The sequence below is a fragment of the Streptomyces sp. NPDC024687 genome (genome assembly GCF_055559055.1).
The window spans coordinates 954302-971387 of record NZ_JBVHLJ010000003.1 but is presented as its reverse complement, the minus strand read 5'-3'; the positions used below and the strand labels follow the sequence as shown (position 1 = coordinate 971387).

Here is a 17086-nt window from a genome sequence, read left to right as displayed (position 1 = left end):
GACGATCGAAGGCCCCCCTGCATTAGGCGCAGGTCACCCCTTCACCGCGCCCGTCAACATGCCCTTCTTGAAATGCCGCTGCACAAACGGAGAAGCAATCGCCACCGGAATCAACGCCAGTACCATCACAGCCATCTGCAATCCCAGCGCCGACAACTGCCCCGTACGAACCGCCTGCTGCAACCCCGTCGGATTCGCCGTGTTCTTCTGCACCAGCTGAATGAGCACGTTCTGCAACGGCATCATGTCCTGGTCGCTCAGATAGATCGACGCGTTGAACCACGCACTCCAGTAACCGACCGCGTAGAACAGCGAGATCACGGCCAGCACGGCCCGGGACAGCGGCATGATGATGGTCAGCAGGATCCGCACGTCCCCGGCCCCGTCGATCCGCGCGGACTCGGTGAGTTCGGGCGAGATGCCCATGAAGAAGGCCCGCAGCACCAGGATGTTGAAGACGCTGACCGCGCTCGGCAGGATCAGGGACAGATAGGTGTCCGTGAGCCCGAGCGACTGCACCAGCAGGTACGTCGGAATGAGCCCGGCGCCGAAGAACATCGTCGCCATCATGGTCACCAGGAAGAAGCGGTGCCCCAGACTCCCCGGCCGGGACAGTCCGTAGGCCGCCAGCACCGAGACCGCCATCGAGAACAGCGTGCCGAAGAGGGTGACCCCGACGGACACCATGATGGCCCGGCTGACCTGCCCGCCGCTGAGCAGTTCCGTGTAGTTGATGAAGGTGATGCCCTGCGGGATCACGACGAGTCCGCCGACCCGGTCGATCACCGGTTTCGGGGAGAGGCTGGTGACGATGACGATCCACAGCGGACCGAGCACGCCCAGGCAGCACAGTGCCAGGAAGCCGCTCTTCGCGGTGATGCCGACCTTGCTGGGCTCCTCCTCCCACGCGGGCCGGGCGAGGGCCTTGAGACTGCGGACGAGCTGCGTGTTGAGGCTCACTTCTGGTACACCCCCTGCTCGCCCAGCAGGTGCGCGAACTTGTTCGCGGCCAGGACGAGACACACTCCGATGACTCCCTTGACGAGGCCGACCGCGGCCGCGTAGCTGAAGTCGCCGTTCTGGATACCCATGTTCCACACGTAGGTGTCGAGGACCTCGCTGGCCCCCACACCGACCGCGTCCCGCTGGAGCAGGAACTGCTCGAAGCCGACGCTGAGCGCGTCGCCCACCCTCAGGACGAGCAGCAGCGCGATCACCGGGCGCAGCGCGGGCAGCGTCACGTGCCACATGCGGCGCCAGCGCCCGGCTCCGTCCATGGCGGCGGCCTCGTACAGGTCGGTGCTCACGGCGGCCAGCGCGGCGAGGAAGACGATGATCCCCCAGCCGGCGTCCTTCCAGACGGCCTGCGCGGTGACCAGGTACTTGAACAGGTCCGCGTTGGTCATCAGGTCGAAGCCGCTCCAGCCATGGTCCTCCAGAGTCTGGGCGATGATGCCCGCGCCGCCGAAGATCTGCTGGAACACGGTGACGACGAGGACCCACGAGAAGAAGTGCGGCAGATACATGACCGCCTGCGCCACGGCCCGTACCCGGGGTCGGATCACGCTGTTGATGAGCAGCGCGAGGGCGATCGGGATCGGGAAGAACAGCACCAGTTGGAGCACGAACAGCACGATGGTGTTCTTCGCGGCACCCCAGAACAGCGGGTCGTCGACCATCCGCGAGAACTGCTCCACGCCGACCCAGGGGCTGTGGAAGATCGCGGTGACGCCGTTGCTGGAGATGTAGGGGTCGTAGTCCTGGAAGGCGACGATGTTGCCGAGCAGCGGGACGTAGTTGAAGAGCAGGAGCAGGACCATGACGGGCAGCGTCATCAGGATGAGCGTGCGGTCGCGGCGCAGCCGGGTCCGGAACGGGACCTTGCCGGCCTTGCTCGCCCTGCGCGGTATCCGCTCCTTGACCAGCGCGGCGGTGACCGCGGCCGTCGGCTCCTCGACGGCCGCGGGAGGACGAGTCCCGTCGGGCCTGCTCCCGGCCGTGAGAGACATCAGTTGCCGCTGCCGTTCTTGTCGATGAGCTGCTTGTACCAGTCGCGCAGCTTGTCGCCGCCGGAGGACTTCCAGGTGGAGATGGCGGCCTGGACGTCGGACAGCTTGCGGTTGCCGCGCACGTAGTCGATCTCCAGCTGCTCGAACTGGCTGGAGAGGTTGGCGTAGCGGGTCGGCTCGACGATGTTCATCCCGAACGTGGACGTCTTCTTCATGAAGGCGCCCATCCGCTGCTGCCACTCGACCTGCTTGCGGGCGACCTCGGGGAAGTCGGGGTGGGCGAAGTAGGCGGCCGGTGCGGCGAGCATCACCCAGGCGTTGAGCACCTCGGAGTTGCCGAGGTCGTTCTTGACCGGGACGCCGTTCTTGACCGTGTAGTGGGTGCCCTCGACGCCGTAGTCGACGAGCATCCGCTCCTTGGTGCCGTAGGGCGCGGCGGAGAAGTTGGCGGCGGCCAGCGCGTTCTCGATCGTCGTCTTCGAGGCGCCCTTGCGGATCAGTGACCAGATGGTGGCGGGCTGGGAGGCGTACAGCTTCGGGTTGCCGCCGTCCGCGCCGAAGAGGTCCATGGCGTCGATCACGAGGTCCGGGTTGGACGAGGCCTGTTCGGAGACCTTCCCGTACCAGTCGGCGATGTTGGTGTTCCAGACCAGGATCTGCCCGGCCGTGAACCGCTGGCCGGCATCGCCCGAGCGCGCCTTGTCGTCGGGGTGGACCACACCCGCGTCGAACAGCTTGCGGACCCACTCCAGGGCTTCCAGGTACTCGGGCTGCTCGATGCGGTACGTGAGCTTGCCGTCGGACCCGATGTCCCAGCCGCTCGTCCCGGAGCCGCGGACGCCGAAGAAGCTCCACGCCGACCAGGTCATGTCACCGCAGGCCCACACCTTGGCCTTGGAACTGGTGGCCTCCTTGGCCCAGCTCATGAACTCGTCGGCCGACTTGGGTACCGAGTAGCCCTTCTTGTCGAAGACGTCCTTGCGGTACAGGGGCGCGATCCAGTTCGCGGTGGCGGCGGGCATCGGTATGCCGCGCAGCGCACCGCCGAAGATGCCCATGCGCCAGGCGTCGGAGGGGATCGCGGCCAGGTTCGGGTACTTCTTGACCTTGTCGCCCGCCAGGTAGGGGCCGAGGTCCATGAACTTCGCGGTGACGGCGTTGGAGATCTTGCCGACCAGTTCCCAGCCGGGCACGACCACCATGTCGGGTATGGAGCTGGAGGCGAGGACGGCGCCGAGCTTCTGGCCGTAGGTGTTGCCGTCCTGGTTCTGCCAGGTGATCTTGGTGCCCGCGGCGGCGTCGAGCGCCTTGTAGTAGGCGCAGCCGGCCTTCGGCGGGGAGCCCCAGAAGGGGGACATGATCTTGAAGGGGGCGCCGGTGCCGAGCTTGTCCGGGACCGAGGCCTTCAGGGCGGCGAGGTCGACCTTGCCGGTGTAGCCGGCGGCCGAGCCGTTCTTGGACGGCAGGTCCGGGTTCGCGACCGTGCTGGCGACGAACGCCGGGAGCAGCTTGTCCGCGGCCTTGCCCGACGTGGTCCCCTCGCGCTCGCCACCCCCCGAATCCCCGCAGGCGGCAAGCAGCGGCATCCCGCCCGCCACCGCGGCGGTGGCGACCGCCGTGGATGCGAGGAAGCTTCTCCGGCTGGGCCCGGAAGGACCGGAGGAGGGGGAAGCGGCGTTCGGCGTCATTGCGTCAACCCTTCATGGCGCACCAGGACACCCGGCGGTGGAGCCGTCGGCTGCGGTGTCTTGAGTGGAACTGGCTGAGCTGAAGCGATGCATCGACCATTGCGACGGAATCCGTAGTCGAAGCGCTTCGATGTTGCTGTGAGGTTAAGTGAACACCCAGGGGTGCACAAGGGTCGATCCCAAGATTCCTCCGCGGTAGGAGAGGTGACCTTTTCTTATGCACCGCTTGAAGTGACGGTGTGGATCTCTTGACACCCACCCCGAAGTCGAATGAGCATCGAAGCGCTTCGAAAGCATCGAACCGATCCATCACAAGGGGATCCCCACGTGACCGCACACCCGCCGCACACACCGCCATTTCGCGATCCGCACCTGCCGTTCGCGAAGCGCATCGACGATCTGCTGTCGCGGCTGACCCTCGACGAGAAGATCGGATTCCTGCACCAGTTCGCACCGGCCGTCGAACGGCTCGGCATCGCCGCGTTCCGCACCGGCCAGGAGGCGCTGCACGGCGTCGCGTGGATGGGCCCGGCGACGGTCTTCCCGCAGGCGGTGGGCCTGGGCGCGACCTGGAACACCGATCTGGTACGGCGGATCGGCGAGGCGGTGTCCAAGGAGGTCCGGGCGATGCGCGCCCGCGACGACAGGGTTGGCCTCAACATCTGGGCGCCGACGGTCAATCTGCTCCGCCATCCGCTGTGGGGCCGTAACGAGGAGGGCTACTCGGAGGACCCGAAGCTCACCTCGGCCATCGCCACCGCCTACACCCACGGGCTGCGCGGCGACCACCCCACGTACTGGCGCACCGCCCCGGTGCTCAAGCACTGGCTGGCCCACAACAACGAGACGGACCGGGCCACCTCGTCGAGCTCGGTGCGTCCCCGGGTGCTGCACGAGTACGACCTGCGCGCCTTCCGTGAGGCGGTCGAGGCGGGCGCGGTGGCCGGCGTGATGCCGGCGTACAACCTGGTCAACGGCCGCCCCAACCACGTCTCGCCGTATCTGCGCGAGCAGCTGCGCACCTGGACCGAGGAGGAGCTGCTGGTCTGCTCGGACGCGGGCGCCCCCTCCAACCTGGTCGACCACGAGCACTACTTCGACAGCCACGAGGAGGCCACCGCCGCCTCCCTCCGGGCCGGGGTCGACAGCTTCACCGACCACGGCACGGACAGCTCGCAGATGATCGCGCGCATCCAGGGGGCTCTCGACCAGGGCCTGCTGACCGAGGCCGAGATCGACACCGCGGTCCGCCGCCAGCTCTCGGTCCGCTTCCGGCTCGGCGAGTTCGACCCGCAGCACGACCCGCACGCCGACGTCCGGGACTTCGACACCCCGGCGCACCGCGCGCTCGCCCAGGAGGCCGCCGAGCAGGCGATCGTGCTGCTCAGGAACGACGGCGTACTGCCGCTCGCCCCCGACACCCGGCTCGCCGTGGTCGGTCTGCTGGCCGACGAGTGCAAGCTGGACTGGTACAGCGGCACGCTCATCCACCGCTCCACCCCGCTGGAGGGGCTGTACGAGCGGTTCGGCGCCGAGCGGGTGGAGTTCGCGGAGGGTGTGGACCGGGTCCGGCTGAAGACCTCCGCCGGTACGTTTCTGCACGTCCTGGCCGCCGAAGAGGGCGAGGACGCGGCGCGCGGCGCCGAGGGCGCCCTGGACCCGGCGCTGCTCGCGGGCCGCACGGACCTGCCGCCGCTGACGACCGACGCGACCGGCACCGAGTTCGCGCTGATCGACTGGGACGAGGGCGTCCTCACGCTCCGCGCGCCCGACGGCCGCTATCTCTCCGTCGCCGAGGACGGCTACCTGCGCGCCTCCGCCGACCAGCCCGGAGGCTGGGTCGTCCAGGAGACCTTCCGCCTGGAGCAGCACGGCAGCGGTCACCTCCTCAGGCACATCGGTACGGGCCGCCACGTCTGTGTGGCCGCGGACGGAGTAAAGGTTGCCGACGAGAACCCGGAACCCGGGGCGCAGCCGGAAGTCTTTGAGCTGATCATCGCCGAACGCGGCGAGGACGCAGTGACCCGCGTCACGTCCGAGGCCGACGTCGTCCTGGTGGTCGCGGGCAACGACCCGCACATCAACGGCCGCGAGACCGAGGACCGCGCCTCCCTGCGGCTCCCCGCCCACCAGGAGCGCCTGCTGCGGGCGGCGCGCGCCGCGAACCCCCGCACGGTCCTGGCCCTGGTCTCGGCCTACCCCTATGCGGTCGACACGTCCGGCCTGGCCGCGGCCCTGTGGACGGCCCACGGCGGCCAGGCGGCCGGCACCGCCCTGGCCCGCGTCCTGGCCGGGGACGTCTCCCCCGCCGGCCGCCTCCCGCAGACCTGGTACGAGAGCGACGCGGACCTGCCCGGCCTCCTCGACTACGACGTCATCGGCAGCCGCCAGACCTATCTCTACTTCGAGGGCACGCCCCTGTTCCCGTTCGGCCACGGGCTGTCGTACGCGTCCTTCTCGTACGGCGACCTCGCCTCCCGGGTGACGGAAGGGACGGTGCACGTCTCGTTCACGATCACGAACACCGGTGACGTCACCGCCGACGAGGTCGCCCAGCTCTACACCCGCGCGATCGACCCGGCACTGCCCCGCCCGCGCCGCGAGCTGGTGGCCCACCGGCGCGTGACGCTCACTCCGGGTGCCAGTCAGGAGTTCTCCTTCGAAGTACCGCTGCACGCCTTCGAGTTCTGGGACGTGGCACAGGGCCGGTGGCGTCTGGAGTCGGGCCCCCACGAGCTCCTGGCCGGCGCCTCCAGCGAGGACATCCGGCTGCGGGCGACGGTGGTGCTCGACGGCGAGCCCGGCGCACCGCGCTCCGTGCTCCAACAGGGCCTGGAGGGCGCGGACTTCGACGAGCAGAGCGGTGTCGAGATCGTCGACCGGACGAAGGCGGCGGGCGACGCGGTGACGGCCGCCGAGGGCCGTACCGGTGAACTGGTCTACCGGGACTGCGACTTCGGCACCGGCGTCAGCGAGGCGACGGTGACGGTGTCCGGCGAGGGCTCGGTCGAACTGTCGCTGGACGGGGGCGCGGTGCTCGCCGCATGGGAGGTGGAGGGGTCCGGCTCGGGACCGTACGACTACACCGCCGTCGGCGCCGGACTCGTCGCCGAGGGCGTGCACGACGTCCACCTCAGGCTGCGCGGCCCGCTGCGGCTCGCGCGGGTCGGCTTCTCCGGTTGAGGGACCGGAGCGGCTGACGACAAGAAGAGGCCCGGCACCGGAAGGCATCGGCGCCGGGCCTCTTCGAGAAGCCTATATGGAAATGGTTCCCATTAGCTAGAGAGCGAGCCCCGTCAGCACCAGCACCCGCTCGTAGGTGTAGTCGTCCATCGCGAACTTCACGCCCTCGCGGCCCACACCGGACTGCTTGACGCCGCCGTACGGCATCTGGTCGGCGCGGTAGGAGGGCACGTCACCGATGACCACTCCGCCGACCTCGAGGGCGCGGTGGGCGCGGAAGGCGGCCTGCAGGTCGTGGGTGAACACACCTGCCTGGAGGCCGTACTTGGAGGAGTTGACCGCGGCGAAGGCCGCCGCCTCGCCGTCCGCCTTCTGCACGGTCAGGACGGGTCCGAAGACCTCCTCGCAGGAGATCGTCGTGTCGGCCGGGACGTCGGCGAGGACGGTCGGCGCGTAGGAGGCGCCGTCGCGGTCGCCGCCGGTGAGCAGAGTGGCACCCGCCTCGACGGCCTCCTTCACCCACGCCTCGACCCGCTTGGCCGCGTCCTCGCTGACCAGCGGGCCCACGTCGGTCTTGTCGTCGGCCGGGTCGCCGGTGACCTGGGCCTCGACGGCGGCGACGATCCGCGGGAGCAGCCGGTCGTACACCGACGCGTCGGCGATCACCCGCTGCACGGAGATGCAGGACTGCCCGCCCTGGTAGTTGGAGAAGGTCGCGATGCGGGTCGCGGCCCAGTCGAGGTCGGCGTCGGAGGCGTAGTCGCCGAGGACGACTGCGGCGCCGTTGCCGCCCAGCTCCAGCGTGCAGTGCTTGCGGGGCACCGAGTCCATGATCGCGTAACCGACCTTCTCGGAACCGGTGAAGGAGATCACGGGCAGGCGCTCGTCCTGGACGAGGGCGGGCATCCGGTCGTTCGGGACGGGCAGGATGCTCCACGCGCCGGCGGGCAGCTCGGTCTCGGCGAGGAGCTCGCCGATGATCAGTCCGGAGAGCGGGGTCGCGGGGGCCGGCTTCAGGATGATCGGCGCGCCGGCCGCGATCGCCGGGGCGATCTTGTGGGCGCAGAGGTTGAGCGGGAAGTTGAAGGGCGCGATCCCGAGCACGACGCCCTTCGGGAAGCGCCGGGTCAGCGCGAGACGGCCCTGGCCGCCGGGGTCGGTGTCGAGGCGCTGGGCCTCACCGCCGTTGAACCGGCGGGCCTCCTCCGCGGCGAACCGGAACACCGAGACGGCACGGCCGACCTCCCCCCGGGCCCACTTGATCGGCTTGCCGTTCTCGGCGGAGATCAGCTGGGCGATCTCCTCGGTGCGCTCGACGAGCCTGCGGCTGACGTGGTCGAGGGCGGCGGCGCGGACGTGGGCGGGCGTGGCGGCGAACTCGTCCCGTACGGCGTACGCGGCGGCCACGGCCTCCTCGATCTGCTCGTCGTCCGGCACGGCGACCTTGCCGACGAGCCGGCCGTCCCACGGGGAGGTGACGTCGAAGGTGTCCTCGCCGGTGACCTGGCGGCCGGCGAGCCAGAAGGCGTGGGTGGAAGTCATGTCCCCACGGTAGGCCCGCGGGGGCGGGATCGAATTTGTCCGGGGTGGCGCAGCGGAGCCCTCGGACACTCCGGTTCGGCACTCCCGGCTCCCGGCTCCCGGCTCCCGGCTCCCGGCTCTGTCTATTCCGCCGAGGCCGTCTTCAGTGCCAGCCACAGCTCCATCCGTACGTCGGGATCGTCCAGCGAGCGGCCGAGGATCTCCTCGACCCTGCGCATCCGGTACCGCAGGGTGTGCCGGTGGACGCCCAGGTCGGCGGCGGCCGCGTCCCACTGGCCGTGCCGGGAGAGCCAGGCCCGCAGCGAGGCGACCAGGTCGCCCCGCCCGGTCGCGTCGTGCTCGTACAGCGGCCGCAGCAGCCCGTCCGCGAAGGCCCGTACCGCGTCGTCGGCGAGCAGCGGCAACACCGATCCGGAGGCCAGCTGTTCGTGCTCGACGCAGACCCGGCCCCGCCGCCGGGCGACCGAGAGTGCCTGTTCGGCCTGCTTGTAGGCGGCCGCGGCGGCGATCGGTCCGGCGGGGGCCGAGACGCCGACGACCAGTTCCGCCTCGTCCCCGGCGCCCACCTGCTCGCGGGTCCGCGCCGCCTCCAGCGCCACCGCGTACTCCCCGCACGCGGTGAGGGCGGCCCCGCCGTCCGCGGCCAGCACCACCAGGCGCTCCCGCTCGGGCACCACGAGCACGGTCTCGCCGGAGCGGGCCGCCGCGGACTCCACGATCTCGGTGAGCGCCCCGAGCGGATCGCCGTGCGTGTCGGCGGCCGCGGCGAGCGCGGCGGCGGAGGGGACCCGGGCGGGGGCATCGGCGGCGATCCGCACGGACGACACCGCGGCCGTCTCGGCCACGATCAGCCGGAAGGGCGCGTCCAGGAGACCGCCGTACAGGTCGCCCGCGACCGTGCGCGCGTGCTCCGGCTCCCCCGCGAGCAGCATCCGCAGCACGGCCGCCCCGATCCGCTGCTCGGCGGCGTGCAGGGAGCGGGAGCGCTCGGTGGTGAGCGTCAGCAGCGCGATCGCCGAGTGCACCGCGTACCGCTCGGCCGTACCGAGCGCGGCAGCCGTCCCCACCGCCAGCGCCGCCCGCGGCCGCCGGCCGGTACCCAGGGAGTGCAGCTCCACGCGGTCGTCGTTGTCGGAAGTGCCTGCTCCCCCGACCACGGCGGAGGCGGGCGCGGGCCGCTCCCGCAGCCGTTCGACGTCGGCGGTGATGCGCGCGGCCCGCCGCCCTGCCCACTCCGGCGCGGCGGCGACGACGGCTCCCGAGGCGTCGTAGAGCGCCGCCCAGCCGTCCACCTGGGAGGCGAGCGCGGCGAGCAGCCCCTCCGGGCCGTCGGTCAGGGCCTGCCTGGTCAGTTCCCGCTGGGCGGCGAAGCCCGCGGTGACGGAGCGGTACTGGTCGGCCGCGATCGCCGCGGATACGGCCTTGCTGATGGCGAGGAAGGGGGTGCGGCGCGGCACCTCGAGCAGCGGGAGCCCCTCGTCGCGGGCGGCGTCGACAAGGGCCTGGGGGATCTCGTCGTAGGTGACCCCGACGGCGAACCCGAGCCCCACCACTCCCGCCCCGGCCAGCCGCTTCACATACCGCCGCATCGCCTCCGGATCCGCCGCGTCCAGCTTGAGCGCGGTGATCAGCAGCAGCTCCCCGCCCTCCATGTAGGGGACGGGGTCCGCGAGCTCGCTGACGTGCGCCCAGCGCACGGGCACGTCCAGCCTGTCCTCCCCCGCGCGCACGGTCAGCTTGAGCGCGGAGTGGTGGACGAGCGAGGCGAGGGTGGGTGGCATGGGGCCCGGGACCTTCGAAGAGGTGTGCGAAGAAGCCTGCGGAGAGCAGTGATCTTTTGGCCGGTGTGTATGAACGGCCTGTGACGATTCTGCCTCACCGTACGGTCCTCAGGTCACGCCCTCACGTCGTCATCCCCGCAGATCCACCAGCAGCGGCGGCGCGTGCTCACCCGTCACGGTGGTCAGCGACAGCACCGCGTGCCCGGGCGGCACCCCGTGCGCCAGCTCGGACGCGGACCACCGCTCCCGCTCGACCTGCCGCACGGTCACCGCCCGCGCGGTCGGCGCCTTGCCGGTGATGACCCGGCGCACCGCGTGCAGCGCCTTGCCGGCCGGGGTCTCGGCGATGATCTGCCGGTCGGTGACGTCCCGCGCCTCGATCCACTCCTTGCCCCACACCTCGGCGAAGTCCTGCCCGTCCCACGGGGTGAGCCCGGACAGCGCCATCCGGCACCCGATGGCGCCGAGCAGGGGCCCGCGCAGCGGCCGCGGTACGTCGTCCAGGGTCCGCAGCGTCAGCACCACTCCCGCATTGCCGGAGCGCAGCCGCTGCACGCCCCGTACGGCCTCCGGCGTCACAACCCCGGTGGCGTCGTCGACGACCAGGCAGGCGAACAGCGACCGGTCCTCGCGCACCGCGACGCTCGCCGTGAACTGCGCGAGCACCAGCCGCGCCAGGATCCGGGAGGCGTCGGCGTGCCCGCGCTGCGGCAGGTCGATCCGCACCCGGACGGGGTGGTCGAGGGCCTTCAGCGAGAACGGCCGCGACTGCCCGGAGGAGTCGGAGCCCGCGCTCTGGAAGAACGTGGCGAAGGCGGGCCGGTCGAGCAGCGCGACCCGGTCCGCGAGAATGCCCCCGACATCCCCGGGGTTCCCCATCTGCCGCTCCCGCGCGTCGAGTTCGCGCAGCAGCGACTCCTGCCCGGAGTCCTCGAGGCCCTTGCGCAGCGCGGCCATCGGCCGGGGCGCGCCGTCGAGCAGCTGCCGCAGCTCCGGTACGGAGGGGAAGCGGCCGTGGACCGCCCGAAACGGTCCGAGGAGCTGGGCGAGCACGGTGGTGGAGCGCCGGGTGTCGCCCCCCTGATGAGGCTCGGCGAGGTCCCCCACGAGCGCCTCGGCGAGCACGGCCGCGGCCTCGTCCGGATCGGTCGTCCCCCCGTACAGGTCGAGGTCGTACACCGACTCGGGATTCCCGATCTGTACGACGACGTCGTAGGCGTCGGCCGGTCCGAGCCCCGCGCCCGCGGCACCGACCACCACGACGGCGGCCCGCCCGGCGAGCGCGTGCAGACACAACGACTCGGCGATCGGCCTGACGACGGTCCCGGTCTTCCCGGACCCGGCCGGCCCGACCGCGAGCAGCGAGGTCCCGAGCAGCTCGGGGCCCAGCCCCAGTCCGGCTCCCCGATAGGCGTACGGGTTGCGGGCGTCGTCGGCGGTGGTCCCCAGCCGTACCTGGCCCGTGAGGAGGTCATGCCGGGCGAGCCGTGCGGGCAGATCTCGCTCCCCGGAGGGGTGCACACAGGCGGCGGCGCCCTCCTGGAGCACGGCATGGGTGAACGTGGCGAGGCTGAACCGGCCACTGCGCACGCCTTGCCAGGCCCGCGCGATCCGGGCATGGTCCACGTCCCGCATCAACCCGGCCCTGGCCTCGGCAGCCAGCCGCTCGGCAGCATCGACGGCACCGACGGCACGAAGCTGGGGCCATTCGGCGGGGTCCTGTTCGGGGGCGGGCGGCGGCTCGTGGGCGGGAGCGGCTTGACGCCAGGCCGGGGGGCCGAAGCGGCGCCAGACCTCGCCCCAGCGGCCGAGCTTGCCCACGACGGCCATGATGATCAACGCGATGAGCACCTCGTAACCCTTGTACAGGAGGGTGGTGCCCGTCTGGCCGAGGGCGCCGTCGGCGCCGCGCCAGGAGTCAGGGGTGATCAGAAGAAGCGGAAGCCACCACCAGGTGCCGACATAGCCGTTCTGCAGCAGCGACCACACGAGCCAGCCGACGAGGAACGCGATCAGCGCGCCGCTGATGAGCTGGCGGCCGGGGACGAGTTCCGGTTCCGCCTCCGGCCTGGGCCGGTGCCCGAACCGCCACACCCCGGGCAGCGTCTCGGGCCGTGGTGTCCGCAGCCACGTCAGGAACGCCGCGCTGTCCGGGGGCGGCACCGAGGGCGCTTGCGCGGGCATCGGTGGCATCCCCGACCGTGCCCGCGGCACAGGATTCGCATGCGTACCCCGCGCGTCCTGCGTCCCGTCGCTGTCCATCGCCCCTGCTCCCTGACCAGCCGTTCCGTCCACCGTCAGCGGCCAATCTAACGCCCCCGCCAGGGGAGTTCACTGCTTACGCGGCCGGGCGTCGTGGCCGGCGCCATGTCCACCGCGGACAACCCGTTCTCCGGACAACGCCCACATGGAGCATGCCCACCCCCCGGTCCCCGGCCTAGCCTGCGAGAAGAGAAGCAAGCGCCCGCACCACCCCAGGAGCCCCTCATGACCGCACTTCCGCAGGAGCGCCGCGTCGTCACCGCCATCCCCGGCCCCAAGTCGCAGGAGCTGCAGGCCCGCCGGGTCGCCGCGGTCGCGCAGGGTGTGGGGTCCGTGCTGCCCGTCTTCACGGCACGCGCGGGCGGCGGGATCATCGAGGACGTCGACGGGAACCGGCTGATCGACTTCGGTTCGGGCATCGCCGTGACGTCCGTCGGCGCCTCCGCCGAGGCCGTCGTACGCCGCGCCACGCAGCAGCTCGCCGACTTCACCCACACCTGTTTCATGGTCACCCCGTACGAGGGCTACGTGGAGGTCGCCGAGGCGCTGGCCGAGCTGACCCCCGGCGACCACGCCAAGAAGTCGGCCCTGTTCAACAGTGGCGCCGAAGCCGTTGAGAACGCCGTGAAGATCGCGCGGGCGTACACCAAGCGGCAGGCCGTCGTCGTCTTCGACCACGGCTACCACGGCCGCACCAACCTCACCATGGCGCTGACCGCGAAGAACATGCCGTACAAGCACGGCTTCGGCCCCTTCGCGCCCGAGGTCTACCGCGTCCCCGTCGCCTACGGCTACCGCTGGCCCACCGGCCCCGAGAACGCCGGTCCCGAGGCCGCCGCCCAGGCCATCGACCAGATCACCAAGCAGGTCGGCGCGGAGAACGTCGCCGCGATCATCATCGAGCCCGTCCTCGGCGAGGGCGGCTTCATCGAGCCGGCCAAGGGCTTCCTGCCGGAGATCGCGAAGTTCGCCACGGACAACGGCATCGTCTTCGTCGCCGACGAGATCCAGTCCGGCTTCTGCCGCACCGGCCAGTGGTTCGCCTGCGAGGACGAGGGCATCGTCCCGGACCTGATCACCACGGCCAAGGGCATCGCCGGCGGTCTCCCGCTCGCCGCTGTCACCGGCCGCGCCGAGATCATGGACGCCGCCCACGCCGGCGGCCTCGGCGGCACCTACGGCGGCAACCCGGTCGCCTGCGCGGGCGCGCTCGGCGCCATCGAGACGATGAAGGAGCTCGACCTCAACGCCAGGGCGAAGCACATCGAGACGGTCATGAAGGCCCGCCTCACCGCCATGGCGGACAAGTTCGACGTCATCGGCGACATCCGCGGCCGCGGCGCCATGATCGCCATCGAGCTCGTCAGGGACCGTACGACCAAGGAGCCGAACCCGGAGGCGACCGCGGCGCTCGCCAAGGCCTGCCACCAGGAGGGCCTGCTGGTCCTGACCTGTGGCACCTATGGCAACGTCCTGCGTTTCCTGCCCCCGCTCGTCATCGGCGAGGACCTCCTCGACGAGGGCCTCGACATCATCGAGCAGGCCTTCACCCGCATCTGACCGCACAGGGAACTGCGGGGCTGCGGTGGCCAGCGGCAGAGGGTGTGAAGAAGGTGTGCGAGGTGGTTGTGAGGATGCGATTCCGCCTGTCGTACGCCGTCGCCCTGCCGTAGGTTCTACCCAGATGAGAGATACACCCCGCCCACAGGGGACTGTGGGCGACATCAGGACGGGGCCTCCCCAGCTTCGCCCTGGTCGTGCCCTCGCGCACACAACTGGAGCCTCTGGCTCCGGATCTCCTCACCGATCGGACAGTCGCCCGCCCCAAACCCCCCGGGGCGGCCGACCATCCGATCCGATCGGCCGCCCCGGAACCACCCCCCCTGTTCCGGGGCGGCCGGCCTTCCTCATCCTCCTTCTCGGAATTCCGGCCCTCCTCTTCGCCCTGATCACCTGGCAGGTCGTCGAGGACGGGCCGCTTCTGCGTGTCGACGAGCGGGTCAGCCGCGCACTGATCCACCCGGACCGCGTCTCGGCGGCCCTCGCCGACCTGGGCAATGTCGAGGTAGCGGTCCCGGTCCTGGTCGTGGCCCTCCTCTATGCGACCTGGCGGGCTCGCAGTACTGGTACGGACCGATGGTGGCTGCCGTCCGCCGCCGCGGCCGTCCTGATGGCCCTGGTCCCCGCCCTGGTCGTCCCCCTCAAGGAACTCACCGACCGCCCGGGCACCCCGGTCTCACCCGGGACCGGCTACTACCCCTCCGGCCACACCGCCACGGCCGCGATCGCCTACGGCGCCGCCACCCTCCTCGTCCTCCCCTGGCTCCGGTCCGCCCGGATCCGCCGCGCGCTCGTCATCGGCTGCGGCCTTCTCGTCCTCGGCGTCTCCTTCGGCCTGGTCCGCCGCGGCTGGCACTGGCCCCTGGACGTGGTGGGCAGCTGGTGCCTGTGCACGGTCCTGCTGCTCGGGTTCCGGCTCTTCCTGGCACGACTGGACCGTCGCTGAACCCCTGGGCGCACTGGGCGTCGTCGCTGCCGGCGGAGGACGCCCGCAGCGCCGTACTCCCACTGGACACAGGAGTCGTCGGGTCCGCGTCGGCCGCACGGGCGGCCGACGGGAGCGCGGTGGAACCGTCGGCTCAGCCGTCACCCTCCGTCGCCAGGCCCGCCGCCGCCTCGTGCATCGCCAGTTCGAGCAGCGCCGGATCGACGAGAATGCCGGAGCCGTCGGGCGGCACCAGCCAGCGCACCCCTCCCCCGGCCACCCGGCCCGGGTACGGCACGACGATCCAGGTGCCGGCGCCGGCCGTACGGACACCGGTGCCGAGCCAGCGTGCCGCGGTACCCGGCGGCACGAAGAACCCCATCCGCGCGTCGCCGAAGTCGACGAGCACCGGGCCGAGCCGGTCGAGGATGCGGGTGAGGACGTCGAGCGTCGGATAGCCGAGCTCACCCGGCAGGATCAGTACGTCCCAGGCCTTGCCCGCCGGAAGCAGTGCGACCCCCAGGGGGTTGCGCTCCCACTCCCAGCGGCAGGCCTCGGGATCCGGTGCGACGGATGCCAGCCACTCGACCGCCGTCTTCGCCCCTGTCATGAGAAGACCTCCCTTTCTCTCATCGACACTGGTTGCGTCACGAGAGAGAGGGAGGTTTCCCGGCGAGCATTACGCGAGTTCTGACCACTCGTCGGAGTGAATCGGATCACCTACGACCGTTCAGCTGTCGAATCCCAGACCGAACTTGTCCATGGTCCGCAGCCACAGGTTGCGCCGCCCGCCGTGCGCGTCGGCACGGGCCAGCGACCACTTGGTGAGGGCGATGCCGGTCCAGGCGAAGGGTTCCGGCGGGAAGGGCAGCGGCTTCTTGCGCACCATCTCCAGCGAGGTCCGCTCGGTGGCCTCGCCGGACAGCAGGTCCAGCATCACGTCCGCCCCGAACCGGGTCGCCCCGACGCCGAGACCCGTGTAGCCGGCCGCGTACGCCACCTTGCCCTGGTGGGCGGTTCCGTAGAACGCGGAGAACCGGGAGCAGGTGTCGATCGCGCCGCCCCACGCGTGCGTGAAGCGGACGCCCTCCAGCTGCGGGAAGCAGGTGAAGAAGTGCCCGGCGAGCTTGGCGTACGTCTCCGGCCGGTCGTCGTACTCGGCGCGCACCCGGCCGCCGTACGGGTAGACCGCGTCGTAACCGCCCCACAGGACGCGGTTGTCGGCGGAGAGCCGGAAGTAGTGGAACTGGTTCGCCGAGTCCCCGAGCCCCTGGCGGTTCTTCCAGCCGATCGACGCGAGCTGCTCCTCGCTCAGCGGCTCGGTCATCAGCGCGTAGTCGTAGACCGGCACCGTGTACGCCCGGACCCGCTTGACCAGGCTCGGGAAGATGTTCGTGCCGAGCGCGACCTGCCGGGCCCGGACCGAGCCGTACGGAGTACGTACGGCCATGCCGGCGCCGTACGGCCTCAGGGTGAGCGCGGGGGTGTGCTCGTAGATCCGGACGCCGAGCCGCAGGCACGCCCGCTTCAGGCCCCAGACGAGCTTGGCGGGGTTGAGCATGGCTACGCCCCGGCGGTCCCACAGCCCCGCCTCGAAGGTGGGTGAGGCGACCTGTTCGCGCACCGCGTCGGCGTCCAGGAATTCGACGCCGTCGGCGAGGCCCTTCTCCTGGAGCTCCCCGTACCAGTCACGCAGTTCCCAGGCCTGGTACGTCTCGGTCGCCACGTCGATCTCGCCGGTGCGCTCGAACTCGCAGTCGAGGTCGTGCCGGGCGACCGCCTTCTCGATCTCGTCGAGGTTGCGGGCGCCCAGCTCCTGGAGCTTGTGGATCTCGTCCGGCCAGCGGGTGAGCCCGTTGGGCAGGCCGTGGGTGAGGGAGGCGGCGCAGAAGCCGCCGTTGCGACCGGAGGCGGCCCAGCCCGTCTCACGGCCTTCCAGCAGGACGACGTCCCGCCCGGGGTCGCGTTCCTTCGCGTTGAGCGCGGTCCACAGCCCGCTGTAGCCACCGCCGACGACCAGAAGGTCGCAGGTCTCGGCGCCGGTGAGGGCGGGCTCGGGGTGGGGCCGGCCGGGGTCGTCCAGCCAGTACGGGATCGGCTGGGCCTCGGAAAGGGCCTTTGTCCAACGGCTCATGG

11 protein-coding genes are annotated in these 17086 nt (G+C 71.1%); 3 read left to right on the top strand and 8 right to left on the bottom strand.

What is annotated here, in order from left to right; all coding sequences use genetic code 11:
* Positions 1-33: 33 nt before the first annotated feature.
* From ACZ39I_RS16305 to ACZ39I_RS16295, 3 genes are read right to left on the bottom strand one after another with little or no spacing between them, the layout of a single operon-like run.
* Positions 34-960: a carbohydrate ABC transporter permease gene (locus ACZ39I_RS16305; RefSeq protein ID WP_467245035.1), complete on the bottom strand. Its 927-nt coding sequence runs from the start codon at positions 958-960 to the stop codon at positions 34-36.
* Positions 957-2009: an ABC transporter permease gene (locus tag ACZ39I_RS16300; RefSeq protein ID WP_467245034.1), complete on the bottom strand. Its 1053-nt coding sequence runs from the start codon at positions 2007-2009 to the stop codon at positions 957-959. Before ACZ39I_RS16300 ends, ACZ39I_RS16305 begins: the two co-directional genes overlap by 4 nt.
* Positions 2009-3697, bottom strand: a complete 1689-nt coding sequence (locus ACZ39I_RS16295; protein ID WP_467245033.1) for an extracellular solute-binding protein — start codon at positions 3695-3697, stop codon at positions 2009-2011. Before ACZ39I_RS16295 ends, ACZ39I_RS16300 begins: the two co-directional genes overlap by 1 nt.
* Before the next feature lie 327 nt (positions 3698-4024).
* On the opposite strand from ACZ39I_RS16295, the gene ACZ39I_RS16290 reads away from it, so the two are divergent.
* Positions 4025-6880, top strand: coding sequence for a glycoside hydrolase family 3 C-terminal domain-containing protein (locus ACZ39I_RS16290; protein ID WP_467245032.1), 2856 nt, complete (start codon positions 4025-4027; stop codon positions 6878-6880).
* A 96-nt stretch (positions 6881-6976) separates the two neighbouring features.
* Here the strand turns inward: ACZ39I_RS16290 and ACZ39I_RS16285 are convergent, their stop codons facing one another.
* The 3 genes from ACZ39I_RS16285 to ACZ39I_RS16275 all read right to left on the bottom strand — a co-directional run bounded on the left by ACZ39I_RS16285 (position 6977) and on the right by ACZ39I_RS16275 (position 12465).
* Positions 6977-8422: an aldehyde dehydrogenase family protein gene (locus tag ACZ39I_RS16285; RefSeq protein WP_467245031.1), complete on the bottom strand. Its 1446-nt coding sequence runs from the start codon at positions 8420-8422 to the stop codon at positions 6977-6979.
* A gap of 122 nt (positions 8423-8544) precedes the next feature.
* Positions 8545-10203 (bottom strand): PucR family transcriptional regulator, encoded by a 1659-nt coding sequence (locus tag ACZ39I_RS16280; protein ID WP_467245030.1) that lies wholly within the window; start codon positions 10201-10203, stop codon positions 8545-8547.
* A 129-nt stretch (positions 10204-10332) separates the two neighbouring features.
* Positions 10333-12465 (bottom strand): ATP-binding protein, encoded by a 2133-nt coding sequence (locus tag ACZ39I_RS16275; protein ID WP_467245029.1) that lies wholly within the window; start codon positions 12463-12465, stop codon positions 10333-10335.
* Between the two features lie 225 nt (positions 12466-12690).
* On the opposite strand from ACZ39I_RS16275, the gene gabT reads away from it, so the two are divergent.
* On the top strand, positions 12691-14025 hold the full coding sequence (gabT, locus tag ACZ39I_RS16270) for a 4-aminobutyrate--2-oxoglutarate transaminase (protein ID WP_467245028.1): 1335 nt from the start codon (positions 12691-12693) through the stop codon (positions 14023-14025).
* Between the two features lie 154 nt (positions 14026-14179).
* On the top strand, positions 14180-14971 hold the full coding sequence (locus tag ACZ39I_RS16265; protein WP_467245027.1) for a phosphatase PAP2 family protein: 792 nt from the start codon (positions 14180-14182) through the stop codon (positions 14969-14971).
* 133 nt (positions 14972-15104) lie between these two features.
* Here the strand turns inward: ACZ39I_RS16265 and ACZ39I_RS16260 are convergent, their stop codons facing one another.
* Together ACZ39I_RS16260 and ACZ39I_RS16255 are read right to left on the bottom strand one after the other, a co-directional pair.
* A complete protein-coding gene (locus ACZ39I_RS16260; RefSeq protein ID WP_352389485.1) occupies positions 15105-15560 on the bottom strand; it encodes a hypothetical protein in 456 nt (151 codons plus the stop codon).
* Positions 15561-15680: 120 nt separating this feature from the next.
* Positions 15681-17084: an NAD(P)/FAD-dependent oxidoreductase gene (locus ACZ39I_RS16255; RefSeq protein WP_467245026.1), complete on the bottom strand. Its 1404-nt coding sequence runs from the start codon at positions 17082-17084 to the stop codon at positions 15681-15683.
* Positions 17085-17086: the final 2 nt, after the last annotated feature.

Excerpts from the sequence above, each read along its gene's own strand:
- ACZ39I_RS16255 (WP_467245026.1), bottom strand. The coding sequence starts at position 17,084 with ATGAGCCGTTGGACAAAGGCCCTTTCCGAGGCCCAGCCGATCCCGTAC.
- ACZ39I_RS16280 (WP_467245030.1), bottom strand. The coding sequence starts at position 10,203 with ATGCCACCCACCCTCGCCTCGCTCGTCCACCACTCCGCGCTCAAGCTG.
- ACZ39I_RS16285 (WP_467245031.1), bottom strand. The coding sequence starts at position 8,422 with ATGACTTCCACCCACGCCTTCTGGCTCGCCGGCCGCCAGGTCACCGGC.
- ACZ39I_RS16275 (WP_467245029.1), bottom strand. The coding sequence starts at position 12,465 with ATGGACAGCGACGGGACGCAGGACGCGCGGGGTACGCATGCGAATCCT.
- ACZ39I_RS16260 (WP_352389485.1), bottom strand. The coding sequence starts at position 15,560 with ATGACAGGGGCGAAGACGGCGGTCGAGTGGCTGGCATCCGTCGCACCG.
- ACZ39I_RS16295 (WP_467245033.1), bottom strand. The coding sequence starts at position 3,697 with ATGACGCCGAACGCCGCTTCCCCCTCCTCCGGTCCTTCCGGGCCCAGC.
- ACZ39I_RS16300 (WP_467245034.1), bottom strand. The coding sequence starts at position 2,009 with ATGTCTCTCACGGCCGGGAGCAGGCCCGACGGGACTCGTCCTCCCGCG.
- gabT (WP_467245028.1), top strand. The coding sequence starts at position 12,691 with ATGACCGCACTTCCGCAGGAGCGCCGCGTCGTCACCGCCATCCCCGGC.